Genomic DNA, 19785 nt, shown 5'->3' on the forward strand with positions numbered 1-19785 from the left:
TAGCTTGTACACTTACGCATTCACACTGCCAAGCACGCCATTTGTCGCTGTCATCGCAATAATCACACAGCCCCACATATGCTTGTAAGCTGTGACAATATCATCACACGTAAAGCGGATGCTTCGCGGACCAGTCAGTTCCACTGTAGGAAGTGTTGTCGTCATCATGGCCTGCTGCGGTCCTTTAAACTCGATGTTAAAGGTGACAGGTCCTTCTACCGTTTGCGGCTTAAAGCTCTTGATTTCTTTCACTGCTAGTTCTGCTTTTTCACGGATTTCTTTGCGGGCAACCTCTGGGTGAAGCAGCTCGGCTGCAAACCGGTCAACAGCCCGTTTTGTCACTGCACCTTTTACATCAGGCAATGTTTCTTGCACCTCTTTTACATACGCATCATCACCGCTGATGAAAATTGCCGGAACGTTAAAGCCGCCTGCAACTAGTGTGTTCATTTCCGTCTCGCCAACAACTCTGTCATTGACCTTCATTTCATTCACGCAGATACCTGCCAGCGTATGACTAATGACTGTACGTTCCGATCCAGCTTCACGTCCGTGATGTCCAACGAACATAATCCCATCGAAGGTGTCATCCAAGCCTTCCAGCTGACACATGACGCGGTTATTACCCGACACCAGCCTTGCACGCGGATCAAGCTCTTCTACTAGTATGTTGGACATATTGCCATGCCCATCAGCAACGACAACCTCTTTTGCTCCGCCGTTAAAGGCTCCTTCTATGGCAGCATTCACATCAGCTGTCATCAGCTTTCTGAAACGCTGGTATTCGGAATTCGTTTTTAACTGCTGATTGGTTGCAACACCTGATATACCTTCCATATCTGCCGAAATAAATACTTTCATCATGACCCACCTTTGATTAATAATTATAAATTTTCTAACTAATTAACTTAAAAAAACACACTGCTCAAAAAGGAAACGACGATTGTTCATCGACACTCTTCACAAAGGCTTTTACTAGATCCTTTGTTGCAATCAAATCGCCCACGTCTACAAGTTCGATGCTGGAATGAGTGTAACGGGAAGGAATCGATAATACGCCTGTCGGAATACCTTTGTTGGCGTACATGACTGCACCGCCGTCTGTCCCAATCCCAGTGAATACTTCTAGTTGATAAGGAATGTGATTTTCCTTTGCCAGTTGAACGAGCAGCTTCTTCATCGTGTTTGGCACAATCAAACTAGCATCCATCACTTTAATGCCTGTCCCTTTTCCTAAGCTAAGGGTCTGATCCATTGTTTGCTCAAACGTATCGCTCACTGCCGTTGTATCGATTGCGATAGCGACGTCGGCATCAATATGTTCGGAGGCTGTTTTTGCCCCTCGTAATCCGACTTCTTCCTGGACAGTGAACAAGCAAGTGAGCTCGCCTGCGAAATCCTGTTCTATTTCTTCTAAGACTTGCAGGATCACAGCACACCCTGCCCGATCATCCAGTGACTTGGCACGGATTTTAGGTTTTTCAGAACTTCCGAGAATCTGCAGTTCAGAACCCCAAGTGACAGGAGTTCCAACCTCTATGCCCATTTCCACTGCTTCTTGATAAGAACTTGCTCCAACATCTATGTATAGCTGACTATGCTTTCTCACCTTTTGCGCATCATCAAATTTAGCAAAGTGCGCCGAAAGCGTTCCAATCACCCCATTGATATGCCCTTCCTCGCCTAGCACCTTTACCGGCTGGGCAATGAGATTGCGATCATCGTTGCCGCCCAGCTTTTCAAAGCGAAGAAATCCATTAGCTTCTATCTTCTTCACAATAAAGCCGACTTCATCCATATGAGCTGTCAACAGAATGACTGGTCCTGGCTTTGTCCCTTTCTTCTTGGCGATGACATTACCGATAGGATCTATTACCACTTCATCTACTTTATCCTTTAGATAATCTCTTAGAAAATAACTAACTTCCTGTTCATAGCCACTTGGGCCGTGCAGACTTGTCAGCTTCTTTACTAATTCAATCAAGTGAGCAGCTCCTTTCTAGAGATATTCGAACGTATTCTTGTAGTTTTCTAATTGAATGATCGTATTAATTTCTATAATGCCTTCGATGCCGTCTAGCTTGAGCATACAGTCCTTTATATCCTCCTGGCTCCGGACATTGATCTGAATCAGCAGCTGATAGCTACCGCTAGTCATCGTGATATAGCGAACTTCTTTTATCAAGCTGAGTGCTTCCCTTACCTTCGTAATCGTTCCTTGCTTTGTTTTTATTTGAATAATCGCTCCTGCTTTTAAACCAAGTGCGATTGGATTCACTACGCCTACTACTTCAATGATGTTGTGCTGCACTAAATTTTTGTAACGCAGTCTGATTGTTTTCTCCGTCACCTTTAATTCACTTGCTATTTCTGAAAAAGCTAAGCGTCCATCCTTGGACAACATTCGGATAATACCACGGTCTAACTCATCGATTTGATACTCCACTAATCTTCCTACTTTCGGACTTTTCGCATTTTTATTTTCCCTTTTTTGATACATTATCTTACATAGAAGTACATTTACAATATTTATAAATTGATTTAATATCGTAATTAGGAATCAGGTATAGAGGGTATTATAGTAGATTAATTTTCAGAAATCAATGATAATTTGTATTTTTTGGAGGTTATTATATGAAGGCCATAACAAATGTATCTGGAGTAGACGGAACAGGACAAACATTAAGCAATACAACGATTTTGATAAAGGACGGGAAATTCACTTCTATCGGAGCATCCAGCATCCCTGAGGGCTATGAAATCATCGATGCGAGTGGTACATACTTCACCCCGGGATTAATTGATGTCCATACCCATTTGGGTGTGCATGAAGAAGGAATCGGAAAAGAAGGACATGACTTTAATGAAACAAGTGCAGCAGCAACGCCACAGGTACGCGCCATTGATGGGATAAATCCACTGGATCGAGGCTTTGAGGATGCCAGACGTTCTGGTGTTACGACGGTCCAAGTGATGCCGGGCAGTGCCAATGTCATTGGCGGAGAAATGTGTGTGTTAAAAACAACAGGCACAATTGTGGATGAAATGGTCATCCGTAATCCTTCCGGTCTGAAAGCTGCCACAGGTGAAAATCCAAAACGGTTCCATGGTGATAAAGGTAGAATGCCGACAACCAGAATGGGAATCGCAGCCATTCTTCGCGAGAAATTGATTGAGGCACAAACATATAAGGAAGATCGCAAAGCTGGAAAAGCAGCTAGAAACTTAGGCTTAGAGCATATCGTCAAAGTATTGAACAAAGAAATACCGCTCCGCGTCCATGCCCACCGCGCGGATGACATTGTCACTGTCTTACGGTTAAAAAAGGAATTTGATATTGATTTAACCATCGAGCATTGTACCGAAGGACATCAGATCGCGCCATTCATCGCTAAACAAGCTATCCGTGTATCAGTAGGACCTACAATGACACCTCGCTCCAAAATAGAGCTTGCTGATAAAGGCTGGAATACACTGCTGGCACTGGCAGAGGAATCTGTAGCTTTCTCCATCACGACTGATCATCCCGTCATTGCAATTGAGCACTTAATGACAAGCGCAATCTTAGCTGTTAAACATGGTCTGCCAGAGGAAGAAGCTCTTAAAGCTATTACGCTAAATGCGGCCAAGCATCTAGGCGTAGAAGATCGAGTAGGTTCTGTTGAAATCGGCAAGGATGCTGATTTTGTTCTCTGGACTGGTAATCCCTTCGATTTGAGAAATAAAGCTGTACAAACCTATATAAATGGTGAATTAGTATAAGAGAATGCGGACAGGTTTCTTCGTTGTCCTGCTCCTTTTTGGGTACAGGATAAGAAAAACTTGTCCCATATCAAAACAAATAAATAGATGTCCCTGGACAGGAGGCAGCAAATTATGACAACAAACGGTCTATCAGTACAAGATTTGTTCGAATTTTCATTTTTATCTGATCCGCAGCTATCACCTGATGGTAAGTGGGTTGTTTTTGTTAAAAAAGTGATTAACGAGAAAGAAAAATATCAGTCAAATTTATTCCTAATGGATGTGGATTCGAAGGAAATCACCCAATTCACTCAAGGTAATTTCTCCGATGTTCAGCCGAGATGGTCATCTAATGGACGATATATATTCTTTGTTTCTAATCGCTCCGGAGAGCAGCAAATATGGAATATTGCTTTTAACGGTGGTGAAGCAAGTCAGGTTACCACTTTTAAAAGAGGTGCTTCTCAGCCTGTTTTGTCACCAGACGGGAAGAAGCTTATTGTTACCGTACCGCTATCCGCAGCAGACAGCCTGGAAGAAAAGGAAACAAAAAAGGAAAAGACAGAGGAAAAACTAAAACCATATATCACAACGAACCTGCAATACAAGTCCGATGCAAAGGGTTTTTCAGACGAAACCTTTGATCATCTCGTATTAATAGATTTGGAAACTGGTACACAATCCTTACTAACAGACGGGCAATACGATCATCATTCTCCTGCATTTTCACCAAATGGAATGCATGTCGCATATAGTGCCAATCGATCAGAGGATCCGGAGCAGACATTCTTCTCAGATATCTATCAAGTAGATTTAACTACGAATGGGACAGAAAAACTTACAAGCAGCGACAAAAGATTCTACACGCCAAACTACTCCCCAGATGGAACAAAGCTATCCCTGCTGGGGGATGATTTGGAATACACAGGAGCCACCCTTACGAGAGTATGGATACTGGATTTTGCAACAAAGGAACTCTCCTGTTTAACGAGTGAATGGGATGTGGAGTGCAATGATGTTGCGATTAATGATATGGGCTCAGGAGCTGCAAGTGCTGGCGCCGTCTGGAGCAAGACCAATGACGCCCTGTTCTTCTTAGCAAGCGAACTAGGATCCACTAGCTTATATCAGGTGACATTAAATAAAAACATCACCAAAGTTGTTGGCGGAAAACGCCAGGTTTACGCGTTTAGTACAGATAAGAATCAAGAGCGGTTTGTGTACGCCGTCAGTCAATCAGCCACTATTCCTGGCGACTTGTTTGTGTCGACCTTATCAGGCGGTGACGAGCAGCGTTTAACAGCTGTGAACGAGCACTTGCTTCAAACAAAAACATTATCGGTTCCAGAGGATTTTCATTTTAAAGCGAATGATGGAACCGAGCTGCAAGGCTGGATTATGAAACCAGTTGGCTTCAAGGAGGGTGAAACGTATCCACTTGTCCTAGAGATTCATGGCGGTCCGCACGCCATGTACAGTCATGCGTTTATGCACGAGTTTCAGGTACTTGCTGAAAAAGGTTATGGTGTCCTATTCATGAATCCAAGAGGAAGTCATGGCTATGGGCAGCAGTTTGTCGATGCCGTACGCGGTGACTATGGGGGCATTGACTATGACGATGTGATGGTAGCCGTGGATTACGCCTTGGAGAATTATGACTGGATTGATTCTTCCCGCTTGGGTGTTACTGGCGGCAGCTATGGCGGCTTCATGACGAACTGGATTGTCGGCCATACGAACAAGTTTAAAGCAGCAGTTACACAGCGTTCGATCAGTAACTGGCTCAGTTTCTATGGTGTGAGTGATATCGGCTACTTCTTTACCGAATGGGAGCACAAAACGACCGTTATAGAAGACCCTGAGGAGCTATGGCGAATCTCTCCGCTCCGTTATGCGAAAAATATCCAAACACCATTGCTGATTCTGCATAGCGAGCACGATTATCGCTGCCCGATTGAACAAGCCGAGCAGCTGTATGTTGCATTGAAACAGCAAAAGAAACCAACTCGTTTCGTTCGGTTCCCAGAATCGAACCATGAGCTGTCCCGAAGCGGAGATCCTGGTTTACGTATTATTCGTCTTGATGAAATAACAAACTGGTTCGATGCGTATTTAAAATAAAGGGAGTTGTAGAATTGAGCATATTACTAACTGGATTTGAAGCTTTTCTAGGGATGACATCCAACCCTACAGAAGTGATTGTCCGCAGCTTGGATGGAGAAACGATAAATGGGAAAAAGATAATCGGCAAGGTACTCCCAGTCGATTTCAAAAAAACGTCCAGCATCATATTAGAACATATCAATGATTACCAGCCCTCTGCTGTTATCTCTTTAGGACTAGCTGCTGGCAGAAATAGAATCACCCCGGAAAGAATCGCGATAAACTGCATGGATGGAGAACCCGACAATAGCGGAAATCAATATGACGGTCAAAAGATACTAGAGGATGCACCTGATGCCTACTTCTCGACATTGCCAATTAAAAATATGACAGCAAAGCTGCTGGAACATAATCTGCCTGCAAAGATTTCCAACACTGCCGGCACTTACCTGTGCAACCAAACGATGTTCACCGTCAGACACCACATCGAAACAAATAAGCTGGACATGATCTCAGGCTTCGTACATATACCAGCACATCATGAATTAGCATTAAGCAATCCCAAGCTGCCGTCTTGGTCAGTGAAGGATTTGGAAGAAGCTGTGCGGGTTATTATTGGGGAAATTTAAAATTCGTTTTGGAAGGCTAAGAAGTATTAACAGATAAGGCCCCTCTTGTAATACAGGGGGGGCCTTATCTTATTCCAACTGTCTTTAACATATGCCCTATTCAGCTGTCCCTTTTCTATAATGTTATTTTTTAAAATTATCTGTCCATTAAGCTGTAATTATGCTACTATTCTCCTATTAATATTGTTTGAAATGAATAGGAGTTGCATAATGTCACAGGAACACTGGAAATCAAAATTAGGTTTTATCTTGGCAGCTGCTGGTTCTGCCATCGGCTTGGGAGCCATTTGGAAATTCCCTTATATCGCAGGTACTGGCGGAGGCGGTGCTTTCTTTCTAATCTTTTTACTTTTTACTGTTATACTTGGCGCGCCGCTTTTGATAGGGGAATTTGTCATTGGTCGCAGAACAAAGCTTGATGCTGTATCTGCTTATCAAAAGATCGCACCTGGTTCATTCTGGACTGTCATCGGAAGACTCGGTGTTGTCACTTGCTTTATTTTATTATCATTTTATAGCGTTGTTGGCGGCTGGATTATTATTTATCTATTTGAAGCAATCCGCGGCAACCTCAATGGGCTATCACAGGATGGATATGGCACGTTGTTTAACGACATCATCGCCAACCCTGGCCCGACACTCTTCGCTCAGTTTCTTTTCGTGCTGATTACCATCCTTGTGGTTGCTAAAGGGGTGCAAAAAGGAATTGAAGTAACAAGTAAAATCATGATGCCGGCGTTATTTCTCTTATTCCTTGTCTTAGTCATTCGATCTGTCAGCTTGGATGGCTCAATGGAAGGCATTAAGTTCATGCTGGTTCCTGATTTTTCAAATCTGACATCGGAGTCCGTATTATTCGCACTTGGGCAAGCATTTTTCACCCTATCTGTCGGTGTATCCGTCATGGTTACTTATGCTTCCTATCTGCCAAAGACGCAGCATTTGCCGCAAGCGGCTTTTTCCATCATCATTATTAATATTTTTGTAGCGCTTTTAGCAGGCTTAGCTATTTTCCCTGGAGTCTTCTCCTTTGGGATGGAACCTGATGCTGGTCCGGTACTGATATTTGCTGTCTTGCCAGCAGTATTCGGCAATATGCAGTTTGGTACCATATTCTTCATCATCTTCCTGCTATTATTCTTATTTGCAGCTTTAACCTCCGCTTTCTCTATGCTGGAGATCTTTGTGGCTGCCACGACAAAAAAAGACAACACTAAGCGCACAAAACGAACATGGCTCCTCGGCCTGTTGATCTTTTTGGTCGGAATTCCGTCCTGCCTGTCATACGGCGTGCTTTCTGACTTCCTTATATTCGATAAGACGATATTTGACTTATTCGATTACACGGTTAGCAATATATTAATGCCATTGGGAGCATTGCTTATTTCGCTCTTTGTCCCGCTAAAAATGAACAAAAGTGAGCTTTTTGAAGAATTGGCACTTGGATCGAATGTTGGTAGGGTGTTCTTCAATGTCTGGTATTATTTATTAAAATATGTCACCCCAGTCGCTATCATTATTGTCTTTTTAGATGTGCTTGGACTTTGGGATTTGATTTTTGGATTATTTTCATAAGTGGACGGTTGAGAGGACGGGGTTTACGTCCTCTTTTATTTTGGTTTACGTATCCAACCAACCGTTTGATGATCTCACATCCTATGAAATAGAATTTAATGAAGCCCACCAAGACAAGAACATTATTATTCATAAAAAATAAGCCCCTTCTGCTCCCTCAGAAAAGGCCTATTTTCATAAGCTCTAATTATTTTCCTTTTTAAGGATTTCCTCTTTTTTAAGAGTTTAGTATTTCACCTTCAACCAACTATTCTTTTCCCATGAACTTCTCTGATATTTAATTCAGATGTAATGAAGTGACTATTTTTACTAGAAATCCCTCCACCAGGAAGGATAATGATTCTGCCATTTGCATAGTCTATATATTCCTTCAACCTGACAAGGTTGTCTTCAATCTTTGTATCTAGCTGACCTCCATGGGTTAAGATTCATTTTACACCATGTTCCACCAGCCAATCAATCGCTTTAAGCTGACTTTCAGGGCATATATGGTCAAATGCCATGTGAAAGGTTACCTCCAGCCCTTTGGCTATATCCAGTAAGATGATCATAGCCTCTTCATCAATCCAGCCAGTGTCAGTTAAGCAACCTAGCACTACGCCATCTGTTCCTAATTCCTTTAAATGGACAAGATCTCGCTTCATCATGTCCACTTCTTCTTTACTAAAAACAAAATCCCCGCCTCTTGGCCTTACCATGCTCATAACCTTAATGTTTTTATCGTGGCAATAGTTAATCGTCACTTCTGCTACACCGTGACTCACTGTGGTGCCTCCTGCTGCAAGGTTGTCACACAGTTCAATTCGGTCAGCACCTTTAGCAATGACGTCGGGGACATTCGTGAAATTTTCTACACAGACTTCTTTCAGCATATGTATATCCACCTTACTTATGATATGGCTTGCTGTGTTTCCATCGTATTATCTCAATCTTATTGGTAATTAACAAACGCAGGTGCAGGATCAAGTTCCAGAACCTCTTCCGGTGTCATGACAGGTTCGTCTTTCTGATAAAATACCTTAAATCCTCCATATTGGATAGGCTGATTATGTACAAGCTGATGATACCCTGATCGTTTTAAAGCCGCCATGCCATGGCCGTCATTATTCAGCACCACTTCCACATTCTCTGTGGGATGGATGGCTTCTTTGTTGTTGATGATCATGTCTGCAAATTGATGAACGACGACTACCTTGTCAGGAAGTCCATTCTCAGATGCTAGATTTGATACATAGTCAATTGCTTCCTGTACATTCTCACCATCAACACGCCCCAAATCTTCGCCGGGAACTTGTCCCTCTTTTACATGAAATTCTGTATCAATGGCTAAGTGAACATAAGGCAATTTCAAATATTTCTCCAATGATTTTACTTGATTCATTATAGTGTCTCGGCCTAATTGCACATCGAGGATCAGCAGTGCATTATTCTCTTCGGCTAGCTTCGCATATGTTTCAATGTCCTCATCAGCTGTCGCATGCATATAAAGCCTATCCTCTCCAGGATTTCGCTGAGCAACCGTTGCGATCAATTCAATTGCTGGGATAGCCGGTCTCTCCGGGTCCAGTTCGGAATAAGCCTTGGTTTGGTCCTTCAATTTCTCCATTAATTCCTCTGGGCTGTACTCTCCCAGAATCCCCATGCTGGTTGAATCAGGATGACCATAATAAGAAACGATTCTATTTTTCTGAAGCGGTCCATCTGATTTATCTTCCGTTCCTTTTTCCAAGGTTTGACCTAAAGGAACACTTCTTTCCGTGTCATCTCCATGCGCTTCTGTTTTGGGCATTTCCGCCAGCTGCGTTTCCGTATAATGACTTTCCATCGGCTCGGCTGCCTCAGAAGGTTCAATAGCTTGATAGCTTGATTGAGACGCAGGTTCCGAAGAAGTTGCTGCCTGCTCATCCGAGCTCATTTCTGATTTTTCTTTTGACTTCGGCTCTTGATCCTGTGAAGTTGTTTCCTGCGAACAGCCCGCTAACAAAAAAGCCGAAATGACTGCAAGGCTAGCGCCTGCCCTAATTAGTTTTTTCACTTTATCCCACCTGTAGTTTAAGAGTATTTCATATGTTGAAAGTGGTCCTGCATCAAACAAATGAATAGTATAAATCTAACATAGATCAAAAGTCGCTTTTTTAGCTTACCACCTAGAAGATTCAGATAAACCTTCTGCAGGAGTCCTCGTTTTAAAGTTAAGATCTGATCATGTGAGTTAAATTACTACTAAACTTAACCCATACCCCCTTTAAGCGTAGGTACTGTATAAAAGCAGCACCTCAGAGGAAACTCCGAGGGGCTTTTCTTATCATTATTAAACTTTGAGCACATAAAAAAAGCCTCATTCATTTATGTTACAGTTCTCCGGATTTAATCTAAGTGAGATTTTTAAGTCTGTATAATTTTAGATTTGTATTAATTGAGCCATTATGAGATTCCCGAAAAATTTAATAAAGCTTATATGAACACCCTCCCCCACAGCCATACCCAATAACCCTAGGCTACTAGAAACAAGTATAAGCATAGGTTTATTTTTCCCTTCATCACTCTTCTAAAAAATTTATCTCTACTAAATAATTCCAAAATAACAATTGACAAGATTTTACTTAAATAATACAATTATTTTAAATTATCTAAATACCATACAATTAAGATAATTTAATCTATTTAAGGAAAGGTGTGGTAATATGAAAAATCCTGTACTTGAACTACAAAAATCTACTAGAAGTAAGAATATGGACCAAGGCGGCGGCGGCAGTAGTAGTAGTAGTAGCAGTTCTTATTTTGGTCATAGTAGTATAAGTATTTTTTGCATAGGAAAATAAAAAATTATCATTATTGACTTAGGGTGAATTGACATACTTCGCCCTAAGTTAATTAAAGTGTAAAGGAACAATATAATTATATGAAAAATAAATTATTTAATTTAGTTGTTATTAATTCCAAGATAAAATTTGGAATTATTATTAACATCTTAGGAATTATCTTTAATACGATAGTCCCTCTAGCAGTTAAGAACTTTATTGATAATAACGCTCATGGGGAGATTAATCTTAATTGGGCTTATGTAATCTTCACTTTATTATTATTTCAAGCTATATTAACTTCAATTGGTACATACATTATTACTCGTGAAGGTGACAACCAAATAGCTAAAATTAGGCTTAAGATAAAAGAGCATCTTTTAAAATTACCAACTAGTTATTTTGATAACAATAACAGTGGAGAAATTTCGAGTAGAGTAGTAAATGATGCCACTTCTTTAAGAACCTTTTTAACACTACATATCCCTCAAATGGTTAACGGAGTAATTGCAATATCTATATCATTAATAATTTTATTCCTATTGGATTGGAAACTAGCACTATTATTACTTCTAATTTTCCCTTTAGATGCGCTCATAACATATCCTATCGGTAAAATAAATAAGAATATTGCTAATCAAACGCAAAATAGTATAAGCAAATTAATAGGATTATCATCAGAAAATCTTAGTAATATTAGAACTGTAAAATTAAATAATGCAGAAAGGAATGTATATAATAAATTCAAATTAGAGAATAGTGAATTACTTAAATTATCTATCAAATCTGATAAGGTTTATGCTATCACTCAACCAATACAAAAACTGTTTGCTATTACCCTAATAATCGTAGTTATTCTTTATGGAGGATTTAGAGTTAGTCAGGGTACATTAACTGCAGGAACATTAATTTCTTTTATGATATTTTTGTTCCAGCTTATAGGACCAATAAACAGTGTAGCTGATTTTTATACCCACTATGCGCGGGTAAAAGGTTCTACTGAAAAACTATTTTCTATTATGAACACACGAATAGAAAATGAAAATTCAGCATATTTAAGTGTTCAATCTATTCCACAACCATATAGTTTGTCATTGAAAGATGCAACATTTGCATACAATGACATTGATATTTTAAAGGGTGTAACTATGTTCTTTAATCCCGGAGAAAAAATAGCTATTGTTGGGGCAACAGGAGCTGGCAAGAGCACTATTATCAATTTAATTACTAGATTGTACCCATTAAAAAAAGGAATGCTACTTCTAAATCAAAATGACGCTAAAGAGGTAAAATTAGATGATTGGAGAAGTTTATTTGGTGTTGTCTCTCAAGAAAATACAATTTTTACTGGAAGTATATTAGATAACTTAACTTTTGGTTTAAATTATCAACCTTCAGATGAAAATATTCAAAAAGCGTTACATGTTGCAAATTTAGTTTCAGATATTGAAAGGTTTTCTGAAGGTGTACATACTCAAATAGGTGAACGTGGATTGAAACTATCAGGGGGGCAAAAACAAAGGTTACAAATAGCTCGTGCATATTTAAAGAAAGCACCTTTTTTAATTTTAGATGAAGCTACTTCTAGTTTAGACTCAGATACAGAAAAGGTAATTGCAGACAATTTAAAAACCATAATGAGCGAAAAAACTATTATCTCAATTGCCCATCGTCTCTCTACTATAGTTGATGCTGATAGGATATATTTTATTGAGAATAATAGAATTAAAGACTTTGGAACTCATTTTGAACTTTTACAAAGGGTTCCTAAATACAGAAAATTCGTTGATAACCAAATAATTGATACTGAAAGAAGTATTTAATGATTCTTAAGTTTTAATTCTTTAGGTGACAACTACTAAAAAGAATAGGAGAATAGCAATGGAAATGACAGATTACCTGAGATATTCAACAAATAGGGCATCGTTATTTTACTCCCAATCACAAAAAGAAAATGAGTTTAATAAACCATTTGATATTCCAGGTTTTGACGTCTTGAAATGGGGAGTATATTCTGATGACCATTGGACTAATCTAATATTTAAAGAAAAAGATTTCCCAGATCAAGGATGGAAAATACATATCACTGCAGATATAAATGAAGCAGCAAATTTATTATACGATGTCGCAAAATATCTTATTGAAGAAGAAATATCATTTAAATATGTTCCAAATTTAAGAACTCTAGAAAGTAAAAATGTAAAATACGCTAACAGAAGCGCTTCCGGTAAATTCATTACAGTCTATCCAGAAAATAATAATGTCTTTTTTAAACTTTTGAATGATTTAAAAGATATAACTGATTCCTATAAGTTAGGACCTTATATTTTAAATGATCAACAGTGGCAGCAAAGTAACGTATTTTTTAGGTACGGAGGATTAAAAAGAATAACCGCTGATATAGACGGGGAAAAAGTTTTAGCAGTTAGACGACCTGATGGTACATTAATACCTGATGAAAGAGTACCATATTACCAATTACCTGATTTTGTAGAAGAACCAGATTACATTATAAATAATAACACCTTCCCCTCAGAAAAATTATTTAGTAGAATAAATGATTTTAAAATTATTGAAGCATTACATCACAGTAATGCTGGAGGAGTTTATTTAGCAGAATTAGAAGGAAGACGAGTAATTCTCAAAGAGGGAAGAGATAATGCTGGTATTGATGGAAATGGTAAAGACGCGTTTCAGAGAAATAAGAATGAATATCACATTCTCAAACGTCTTGAAAATGTTGCAGGAGTAGTAAATGCGCATGAATATTTTACTGCTTGGCGTCATAATTATTTTACTGAGGACTTTCATAATGGTAGAAATCTAAGAGAATTTATTTCTCAAGAGTTTCCTTTTACATATACTAATGATAGTAATTCAGAATATGTAGAGAAATGTATAATAATTATAAATCAACTAATGGGAATCATTGAAGAAATACACGAAAATGGTATTGCCATGGGAGATCTAAGTCTTACAAATATCATGTTATCTGATAACGATTTGAAGGTAACTTTAATAGATTTTGAAGCAGCTACATCTCCTGGAAAAAGTTTCATACCGGGTCTTGCTACACCTGGTTTAATTTCTAGTGAAGCTAAAAAGTTTGAAGAAGCAGACTGGTTTGCTTTTTATCGCATAGCAAGGAATCTCTTTTTACCTATTCTCTCCGTTTACGATATTGCACCGCAAATCACCTATATTCACGACAAAAGAATTGAGGAGAAATTCGGAGCCAAAGCCATTGATTTTTTGAAGAAAATTGAAAATAAAGTATCTAAATATACGAATCTACAACCACAGTCTCCATTCTTGAATCAGAAATTGAGTATACCAACTAAAGAACTTAGTGTGGACAACATTGATTATATAATAAGAGGCTTACAAAAAGGTATTATTAACAATCTGGAAATTGATTCATTCTCTTTAATTAAAGGAAATATTGAACAATATATTGACCCTATAAACAAATATAATATTAGTTATGGTTCCTTTGGGGTTGTATTGGCTTTAATACGCTCAAATGCCAATTACGTTGATGTTATAAAAAACCATCTTAGTGATTGGTTTGATTTAATTGTACCCTATATTAAAAAAATGTCTAAAAACCCGGAAATTAAGATGGGCCTCTTTAATGGCTATTCCGGAATAATATCAGTTCTTTACGAACTGGGCTATGAAAAAAACGCTCTATTAATACTTAGAAATTTAGTGGAAAATTTTACTGAAGAAAAAATAAATAATACTGATAATATTTCGCTTTACTCTGGTTTGTCTGGGATTGGCTTACTTTATCTTTCTTTTAATAATATTCTTGGTGATGAAACTCTACTAAAAAATATGAGAATAATCTACGATAGAATAATCTCCATATACAAATATAATATAGATAAAAAGGAAGATATTTCTGATTTTGGACTTTTAACTGGTTGGTCTGGAGCTGCTTTATTCTTATTAAAATTTAGTTTGATTATTAATGAGAATGAAGGAAAAAAAATTGCTTTCGAGCTTGTAGATAAATCTTTTGAGCCTGCTTTAGAAGATGATAAGTATGATGACTTATTTATCGTTGATAATTCTCGTGGATTTAAAAGACTAATACCATATATAGAAAATGGATCAAGTGGTATAGCATTGACTATGTTGGAGTTTCAAAAAGAAGATAAAGATTATTTAAATGATTCAAGAAAAAAGATATTGGAGAAATTTATTAATAGTAATTATCTATTTTGTTCAGCTAATGGTGGGTTAATGAGCGGATATGCAGGTCTTTTACCTTTAGCAAATGCTATTAGCAGTACGTATAATCAAACAGATATGACTAAATTGCTTTTAAATAATCTAAATAGTTATTTAGTTAGAAATGATAATGATGAGTTACTTTTCCCTGGGGAATATGGTTATAAATGTTCAATGGATGTCTCTACAGGTGCTGCTGGTGTTTTACTAGTCTTAAGTGATTTGAAAAGTAATAAATGGGGATCCTGGATACCACTTCCGCAAAACGGTATAAAATTATTTGAACCCTAACTCTTCACGTTATAACTATTTTAGTAATATGAAAAGACCTAATTTTTACTATGAGTTTAAAATTAATAATATCAAAAGTTAAGAAAGGAAATTAAAATGCAACTATTTTTAAAGGGATTAATTAGAGGATTAATCCCTTTTATTTTCCTACTAATAATTTCATTCTGGAATAAAACAGAGGAATTTCCAACTAATTCAAACATTTTCTTTAATTATGGTTTAATATTTTTTTTCTTAGGATTGTCGAGCGTAATTTATGAAATTAAACATTGGAAATTCTCCAGAAAAATTATTGTTCATTATCTGGTAATGCTGATTACTGTTTTTCCGACTCTAATTCTGAGCGGTTATTACCCAACAGATTCTTTTAAAAACGTGTTGGAAGTTTATTTCCAGTTTAATAAAGTAGGAATCGTATTATTTTTAACAACATATTTAATCATTTATTTTCGAAATAGATTTATAAAAAATCAAAAATCCAATTAAAGGCTTATGTCCTTCCTGTTACAATGTCTCAACCTTCTTTAATTTTTACTCATTCACCTTAAAATACGGTATTAATATAGAACACCTCTTAATCAATTCATTAGGAGGTGTTTATGACAAGACTTAGGATATGTTAGATAATGCCGAATCCCTAAAAGTAAATATTGTTATGGAAATCTCATTTACTTATGGTACGGTTCACCTTTTATAATCCGAAAACCCCGAAGAACCTGCTCACCAACAGGCCTGTCACTTATAAAAGAAATTAGCTTAAAAAGAAATCAGCCTTCCCGAAAACTGAGGGAGGACTATTTCTTTATGCATCATTATAATTATAATCCTGAGTTACTTATCAAGCTCCAACATTTCCTTCTCATAAGACTGAAAAGCATTTTCCATACCCATAATAACATCCTTAATTTTCATATACCCGTTTGTGTATGGAATCGAGTCTCGAATTTCTTCCCACATAAAATGATAAAATTTCATATCCTCTGTTTCGCAAATTACAAAGTCTGTGTAGTCCATGTTCTGGAACATACAATATGGATCTGTTGTTTCATCCAAGAATTGGCACTCTCCATTTTCTATATAATCTTTCTACTATCAGCATAATTCAAGTATCAAACAGCCCCCTCTGCTCTCACAGAAGGGCTCTGTTTAGTATTGATTTTCGATAGGATGTGACCAGCTTCTTTTGATTGACGATTTGCATATCAGCTGCACTCAATCTTTTGAAACAATACCTGTCATTTGGACAGCTATACAGACAGGAGTTAATTATTACGGTTTTTTTCTCCCCATTCACATAATTGCTCCAAAACAGGTAATAGCGTTTCTGCTTTAGGTGTGAGACTGTACTCCACTTTAGGGGGGATTTGAGGATATTCTTTACGCCTGACCATCCCATCCGCTTCCAATTCTTTAAGCTGGGAACTTAACATCTTGTAAGTGATTGGCTCTAGCTTTCTTTTCATTTCATTAAAACGAACGGGTTGATTTTCTGCCAATAGATAAAGGATGAGCATTTTCCACTTACCTCCAACAACGGAAAGCGTATAACCAAAAGACGTCTCTTGGATATTTCCCTTCCCTTTATAATCAGCCATCCCCATATGAACACTATCCTTTCTGGTAGTATCTATAAAAAAAGTGCGTACTATTTTCCTTTTTCTATTCATTTTATACTTACCTTAATTTAAATAAAAGGAGAGAAAAACATGAAGGATATCAAAATTTATAACCATGACCTTTGGGATCATGGTATCAGTCAAGGCTACAGCGTGAACGGTACGATTTACGTTTCAGGCCAATTTTCACATAATGAGGACGGCGCATTCATCGGCGTGGATAATATCGAAGCCCAGACGCGACAAACGCTCGAAAATCTTGATCATGTACTGAAGGAATTGGGTGCCACAAAGTCCAATCTTGCTTATGTGGAAGTCTATTTAACTAATCCCCAGGAGCATACCGAGTCCGTTATTAACCTCTTCAAGGAATACCTAGATACTCATCGGCCAGCAGGCAGCCTCATCGGCGTCACCTACCTGGCATTTCCAGAGCAGTTGATTGAAATCTCAGCTATCGCACACACCGAATAAAAAAGACGCATTGTATTCTACGAATCGCACTACCATTATAATGTGTGTGACGAAAAGCACTTTAATATGGAATCAAAAAATTAAAATTAAATTCGTGAGTTATACATTACTTTTACATCAATAAGAGAATGGGACAAAAGCATGCCAACTAAAAGAAAACCCGACCTATGTTACAAATCTGTATGGGAAGATTTGCATTTGATCGGGTTTCTCTGCTCTTTTTTATTTCAACTGCTGATATGATGTCAATCGACGCCTTTATTCCGCTTCACTACCTAACATCCAAACTCTCTTAATTGGTATCTCTTTTTTGATATCGTCACTTAATTTTTCATAGTTCTCGAAGATTTGTTGAATAACCGTTTTAGAATCCCACAGACGTACTTTGAAAAATTGTTTAGGAATTTCTCTAGTGACAGATGACTTATAACCGCTCCACGAAACTAACAAGCCATAATCAGCACTGTAATTGCTCATTGTACCTATCAATTGATCTAATGTTGGTCTATCAAGTGGTGTATCAGATGTCTTTACTTGTACACAAATTCGCGGAGCCCCGAAGCCCAGTGTATCGGATGCTGCTAATATATCCACACCGTTATCAGCGCCCTCAGGGCTTCTGTATGTTGTAAACCCTTTTGCTTTTAATATCTCTTCAATTAGGGTTTCCATCTTATGACCCTTAAAACGCTGGATGATTCGTTCAGAGATTTGATCATAAATATATTCTTCTAGATCAATAGATGCAGTTTCTTCATTCTCTTCCACTAATTCTGTAACATTTTTATTTTCAGGTACATACCAATCATTTTTACGCATTTCATTGATACGTTCTTCTGCATTATTTCTATGTATTTTGCAGACAGTCATAAATGCACCTAATGAATATAAAATATCTTGATCAAATCTATCCCTGGGGATATCCTTAGCAAACCAATTTACTTTGCGATAATGAAAGTAAGGACTCCCTAATGATTCCTCGTAAACTAATCACCGGTTACTTCGCCAACATGAATTGTACGGTTAAACTTTGATGGCAATACAACTAGATTACCAATCTCCATAGCATTGGCAATTGGCCAAATCTGAGAGGCCCAGTTTATTGCTGTTTTCTCTTTATCTAATTCATAGTGCTCAACTAAACGCTTATACAGTGCTTCTTTGGAGGCAATTTCTTTCAAATTAATATTCAAATCATCCCAAGTCAAATAAATTCTTTCATCTTCCAAAAACTTGTTTTCATACTCCCCCTGTTTACCAGCACGAAATAACCAAACTGTCATAACTTGACCCCTTTTTACTAAAATATGTAGTTAAACTATTGTTTCCATATAACTTTAGCTTCTAAGAAACATCTATATTTTACCATTTAAATCAATTAAGTTAATTTATATCTATTTATTACCTCTTCTAATAGAAATAGCCCCTCCTACTTTCACAGAAGGGGCTGCTCTCATTTCAACTGCTGATAAGACGCCAACCGATAAATATGCACTGCCAAATACGCCAGCTCTTCTTTCGGCAGCATACTGCCGTGCACCTGCGAGATGTAGTTTTCGATCTTGAAGGCGATGTCCATGGCTTGCGGGTACAGGTTGGCGATTTGTTCGAACAAAAGATTTTCCGGGTCGTCGAGCATGCTGTCTGCGTAGAAGCGCTCGACGAAGAATTTCACGTGCGTGATGAAGCGGCCATAATGGATGTTGTCGGTGTCCATTTTGATTTGCAGGGCGTAGCGGACGAGGTTGACGATGCCGCCGATCATTTTGGCGTATTTCATCCCGTCGTTGGATTCCTGCTTTTCGCCTTGGGCGTTGATTAGGTGAAAAGCGATATTGGCTGCTTCCTCTTTCGGCAGCTCGATTTGGAACTGCTTGTTGATCAGCTCCAACGCATACGTGCCGATTTCGAATTCCTCCTGGTAGAAATTCTTGATTTCCCAGAACACGCGATTCGTAATATTAATATTCTTTTTATGGCGTTCCACTGCGAAATGCAAATGGTCCATCAATGTGAAATAGATGCCGGTGTTCAGCTTGGTGCCAAGTTGCTGCTCGGCGTGCTGGACGATCTGCTGCGTCAGGTCAATATATGCTTGTGGGATGGAGTCCAGCAGACGCAGGAACTCCTTAGTTTTGATATTTTCAATCGGCATGAATGTTTGGTCAGCTTGGTCCTCTTTGATGATGCTGCCGGCTTTTTGCCCATAGCCGATTCCTTTGCCGAATAAGATATATTCTTGCTTTTCCTCGCCCTCTACCAGCACAACGCTGGAATTGAGCACTTTTTTGATCTTAATCATCGGCCTCACCT

Annotated in this window: 16 protein-coding genes and 2 pseudogenes; 8 read left to right on the plus strand and 10 right to left on the minus strand. The window is 38.2% G+C overall.

What is annotated here, in order from left to right; translation table 11 throughout:
- Positions 1–12: 12 nt before the first annotated feature.
- The 3 genes from BLQ53_RS04565 to BLQ53_RS04575 all read right to left on the minus strand — a co-directional run bounded on the left by BLQ53_RS04565 (position 13) and on the right by BLQ53_RS04575 (position 2446).
- Positions 13–861 (minus strand): M55 family metallopeptidase, encoded by an 849-nt coding sequence (locus tag BLQ53_RS04565; protein ID WP_093726103.1) that lies wholly within the window; start codon positions 859–861, stop codon positions 13–15.
- Between the two features lie 64 nt (positions 862–925).
- A complete protein-coding gene (locus BLQ53_RS04570; RefSeq protein ID WP_093726104.1) occupies positions 926–1984 on the minus strand; it encodes a M42 family metallopeptidase in 1059 nt (352 codons plus the stop codon).
- A 15-nt stretch (positions 1985–1999) separates the two neighbouring features.
- Positions 2000–2446 carry an Lrp/AsnC family transcriptional regulator gene (locus BLQ53_RS04575; RefSeq protein WP_093726395.1) on the minus strand — a complete coding sequence of 149 codons (447 nt, stop codon included), beginning with the start codon at positions 2444–2446 and terminating at the stop codon, positions 2000–2002.
- A 188-nt stretch (positions 2447–2634) separates the two neighbouring features.
- Between BLQ53_RS04575 and BLQ53_RS04580 the strand changes: the two genes are divergently transcribed.
- The 4 genes from BLQ53_RS04580 (at position 2635) to BLQ53_RS04595 (ending at position 8051) form a co-directional block, all read left to right on the plus strand.
- A complete protein-coding gene (locus BLQ53_RS04580) occupies positions 2635–3762 on the plus strand; it encodes an amidohydrolase (protein ID WP_093726105.1) in 1128 nt (375 codons plus the stop codon).
- A 114-nt stretch (positions 3763–3876) separates the two neighbouring features.
- The gene (locus BLQ53_RS04585) at positions 3877–5865 is read left to right on the plus strand and encodes a S9 family peptidase (RefSeq protein WP_244499248.1); all 1989 of its coding nucleotides are present in this window, start codon (positions 3877–3879) and stop codon (positions 5863–5865) included.
- A gap of 14 nt (positions 5866–5879) precedes the next feature.
- On the plus strand, positions 5880–6476 hold the full coding sequence (locus BLQ53_RS04590) for a pyroglutamyl-peptidase I (RefSeq protein WP_280137056.1): 597 nt from the start codon (positions 5880–5882) through the stop codon (positions 6474–6476).
- A 210-nt stretch (positions 6477–6686) separates the two neighbouring features.
- Entirely contained in the window at positions 6687–8051 is a 1365-nt protein-coding gene (locus BLQ53_RS04595) for a sodium-dependent transporter (RefSeq protein WP_093726107.1), read from the plus strand.
- Positions 8052–8290: 239 nt separating this feature from the next.
- Here the strand turns inward: BLQ53_RS04595 and BLQ53_RS04600 are convergent.
- Together BLQ53_RS04600 and BLQ53_RS04605 are read right to left on the minus strand one after the other, a co-directional pair.
- A pseudogene (locus BLQ53_RS04600) lies at positions 8291–8923 on the minus strand (copper homeostasis protein CutC).
- A 59-nt stretch (positions 8924–8982) separates the two neighbouring features.
- Positions 8983–10086, minus strand: coding sequence for a hypothetical protein (locus BLQ53_RS04605; RefSeq protein ID WP_244499249.1), 1104 nt, complete (start codon positions 10084–10086; stop codon positions 8983–8985).
- An 867-nt stretch (positions 10087–10953) separates the two neighbouring features.
- On the opposite strand from BLQ53_RS04605, the gene BLQ53_RS04610 reads away from it, so the two are divergent.
- The 3 genes from BLQ53_RS04610 (at position 10954) to BLQ53_RS19410 (ending at position 15868) form a co-directional block, all read left to right on the plus strand.
- The gene (locus BLQ53_RS04610) at positions 10954–12675 is read left to right on the plus strand and encodes an ABC transporter ATP-binding protein (protein ID WP_093726108.1); all 1722 of its coding nucleotides are present in this window, start codon (positions 10954–10956) and stop codon (positions 12673–12675) included.
- Between the two features lie 58 nt (positions 12676–12733).
- Entirely contained in the window at positions 12734–15382 is a 2649-nt protein-coding gene (gene lanKC, locus BLQ53_RS04615) for a class III lanthionine synthetase LanKC (protein ID WP_093726109.1), read from the plus strand.
- A 96-nt stretch (positions 15383–15478) separates the two neighbouring features.
- The gene (locus BLQ53_RS19410; RefSeq protein WP_093726110.1) at positions 15479–15868 is read left to right on the plus strand and encodes a DUF3021 family protein; all 390 of its coding nucleotides are present in this window, start codon (positions 15479–15481) and stop codon (positions 15866–15868) included.
- A 345-nt stretch (positions 15869–16213) separates the two neighbouring features.
- Here BLQ53_RS19410 and BLQ53_RS04625 read toward each other — a convergent pair.
- Both BLQ53_RS04625 and BLQ53_RS04630 read right to left on the minus strand, forming a co-directional pair.
- Positions 16214–16396: pseudogene (locus BLQ53_RS04625) on the minus strand (darcynin family protein); the annotation flags it as partial.
- A 248-nt stretch (positions 16397–16644) separates the two neighbouring features.
- Positions 16645–16983 (minus strand): winged helix-turn-helix transcriptional regulator, encoded by a 339-nt coding sequence (locus BLQ53_RS04630; RefSeq protein ID WP_093726111.1) that lies wholly within the window; start codon positions 16981–16983, stop codon positions 16645–16647.
- 105 nt (positions 16984–17088) lie between these two features.
- Between BLQ53_RS04630 and BLQ53_RS04635 the strand changes: the two genes are divergently transcribed.
- The gene (locus BLQ53_RS04635; RefSeq protein ID WP_093726112.1) at positions 17089–17472 is read left to right on the plus strand and encodes a RidA family protein; all 384 of its coding nucleotides are present in this window, start codon (positions 17089–17091) and stop codon (positions 17470–17472) included.
- A 258-nt stretch (positions 17473–17730) separates the two neighbouring features.
- On the opposite strand, the gene BLQ53_RS19140 is transcribed toward BLQ53_RS04635, so the two are convergent.
- The 3 genes from BLQ53_RS19140 to BLQ53_RS04645 form a co-directional block, all read right to left on the minus strand.
- Complete coding sequence (locus tag BLQ53_RS19140) at positions 17731–18342, minus strand: restriction endonuclease (RefSeq protein ID WP_244499250.1); 612 nt, start codon at positions 18340–18342, stop codon at positions 17731–17733.
- Positions 18343–18458: 116 nt separating this feature from the next.
- Positions 18459–18755, minus strand: coding sequence for a hypothetical protein (locus tag BLQ53_RS19145; RefSeq protein WP_244499251.1), 297 nt, complete (start codon positions 18753–18755; stop codon positions 18459–18461).
- A 170-nt stretch (positions 18756–18925) separates the two neighbouring features.
- Positions 18926–19774: a PRD domain-containing protein gene (locus tag BLQ53_RS04645; protein WP_093726113.1), complete on the minus strand. Its 849-nt coding sequence runs from the start codon at positions 19772–19774 to the stop codon at positions 18926–18928.
- Positions 19775–19785 lie beyond the last annotated feature (11 nt).

Source organism: Terribacillus halophilus (genome assembly GCF_900101385.1).
Taxonomy (GTDB): domain Bacteria; phylum Bacillota; class Bacilli; order Bacillales; family Amphibacillaceae; genus Terribacillus; species Terribacillus halophilus.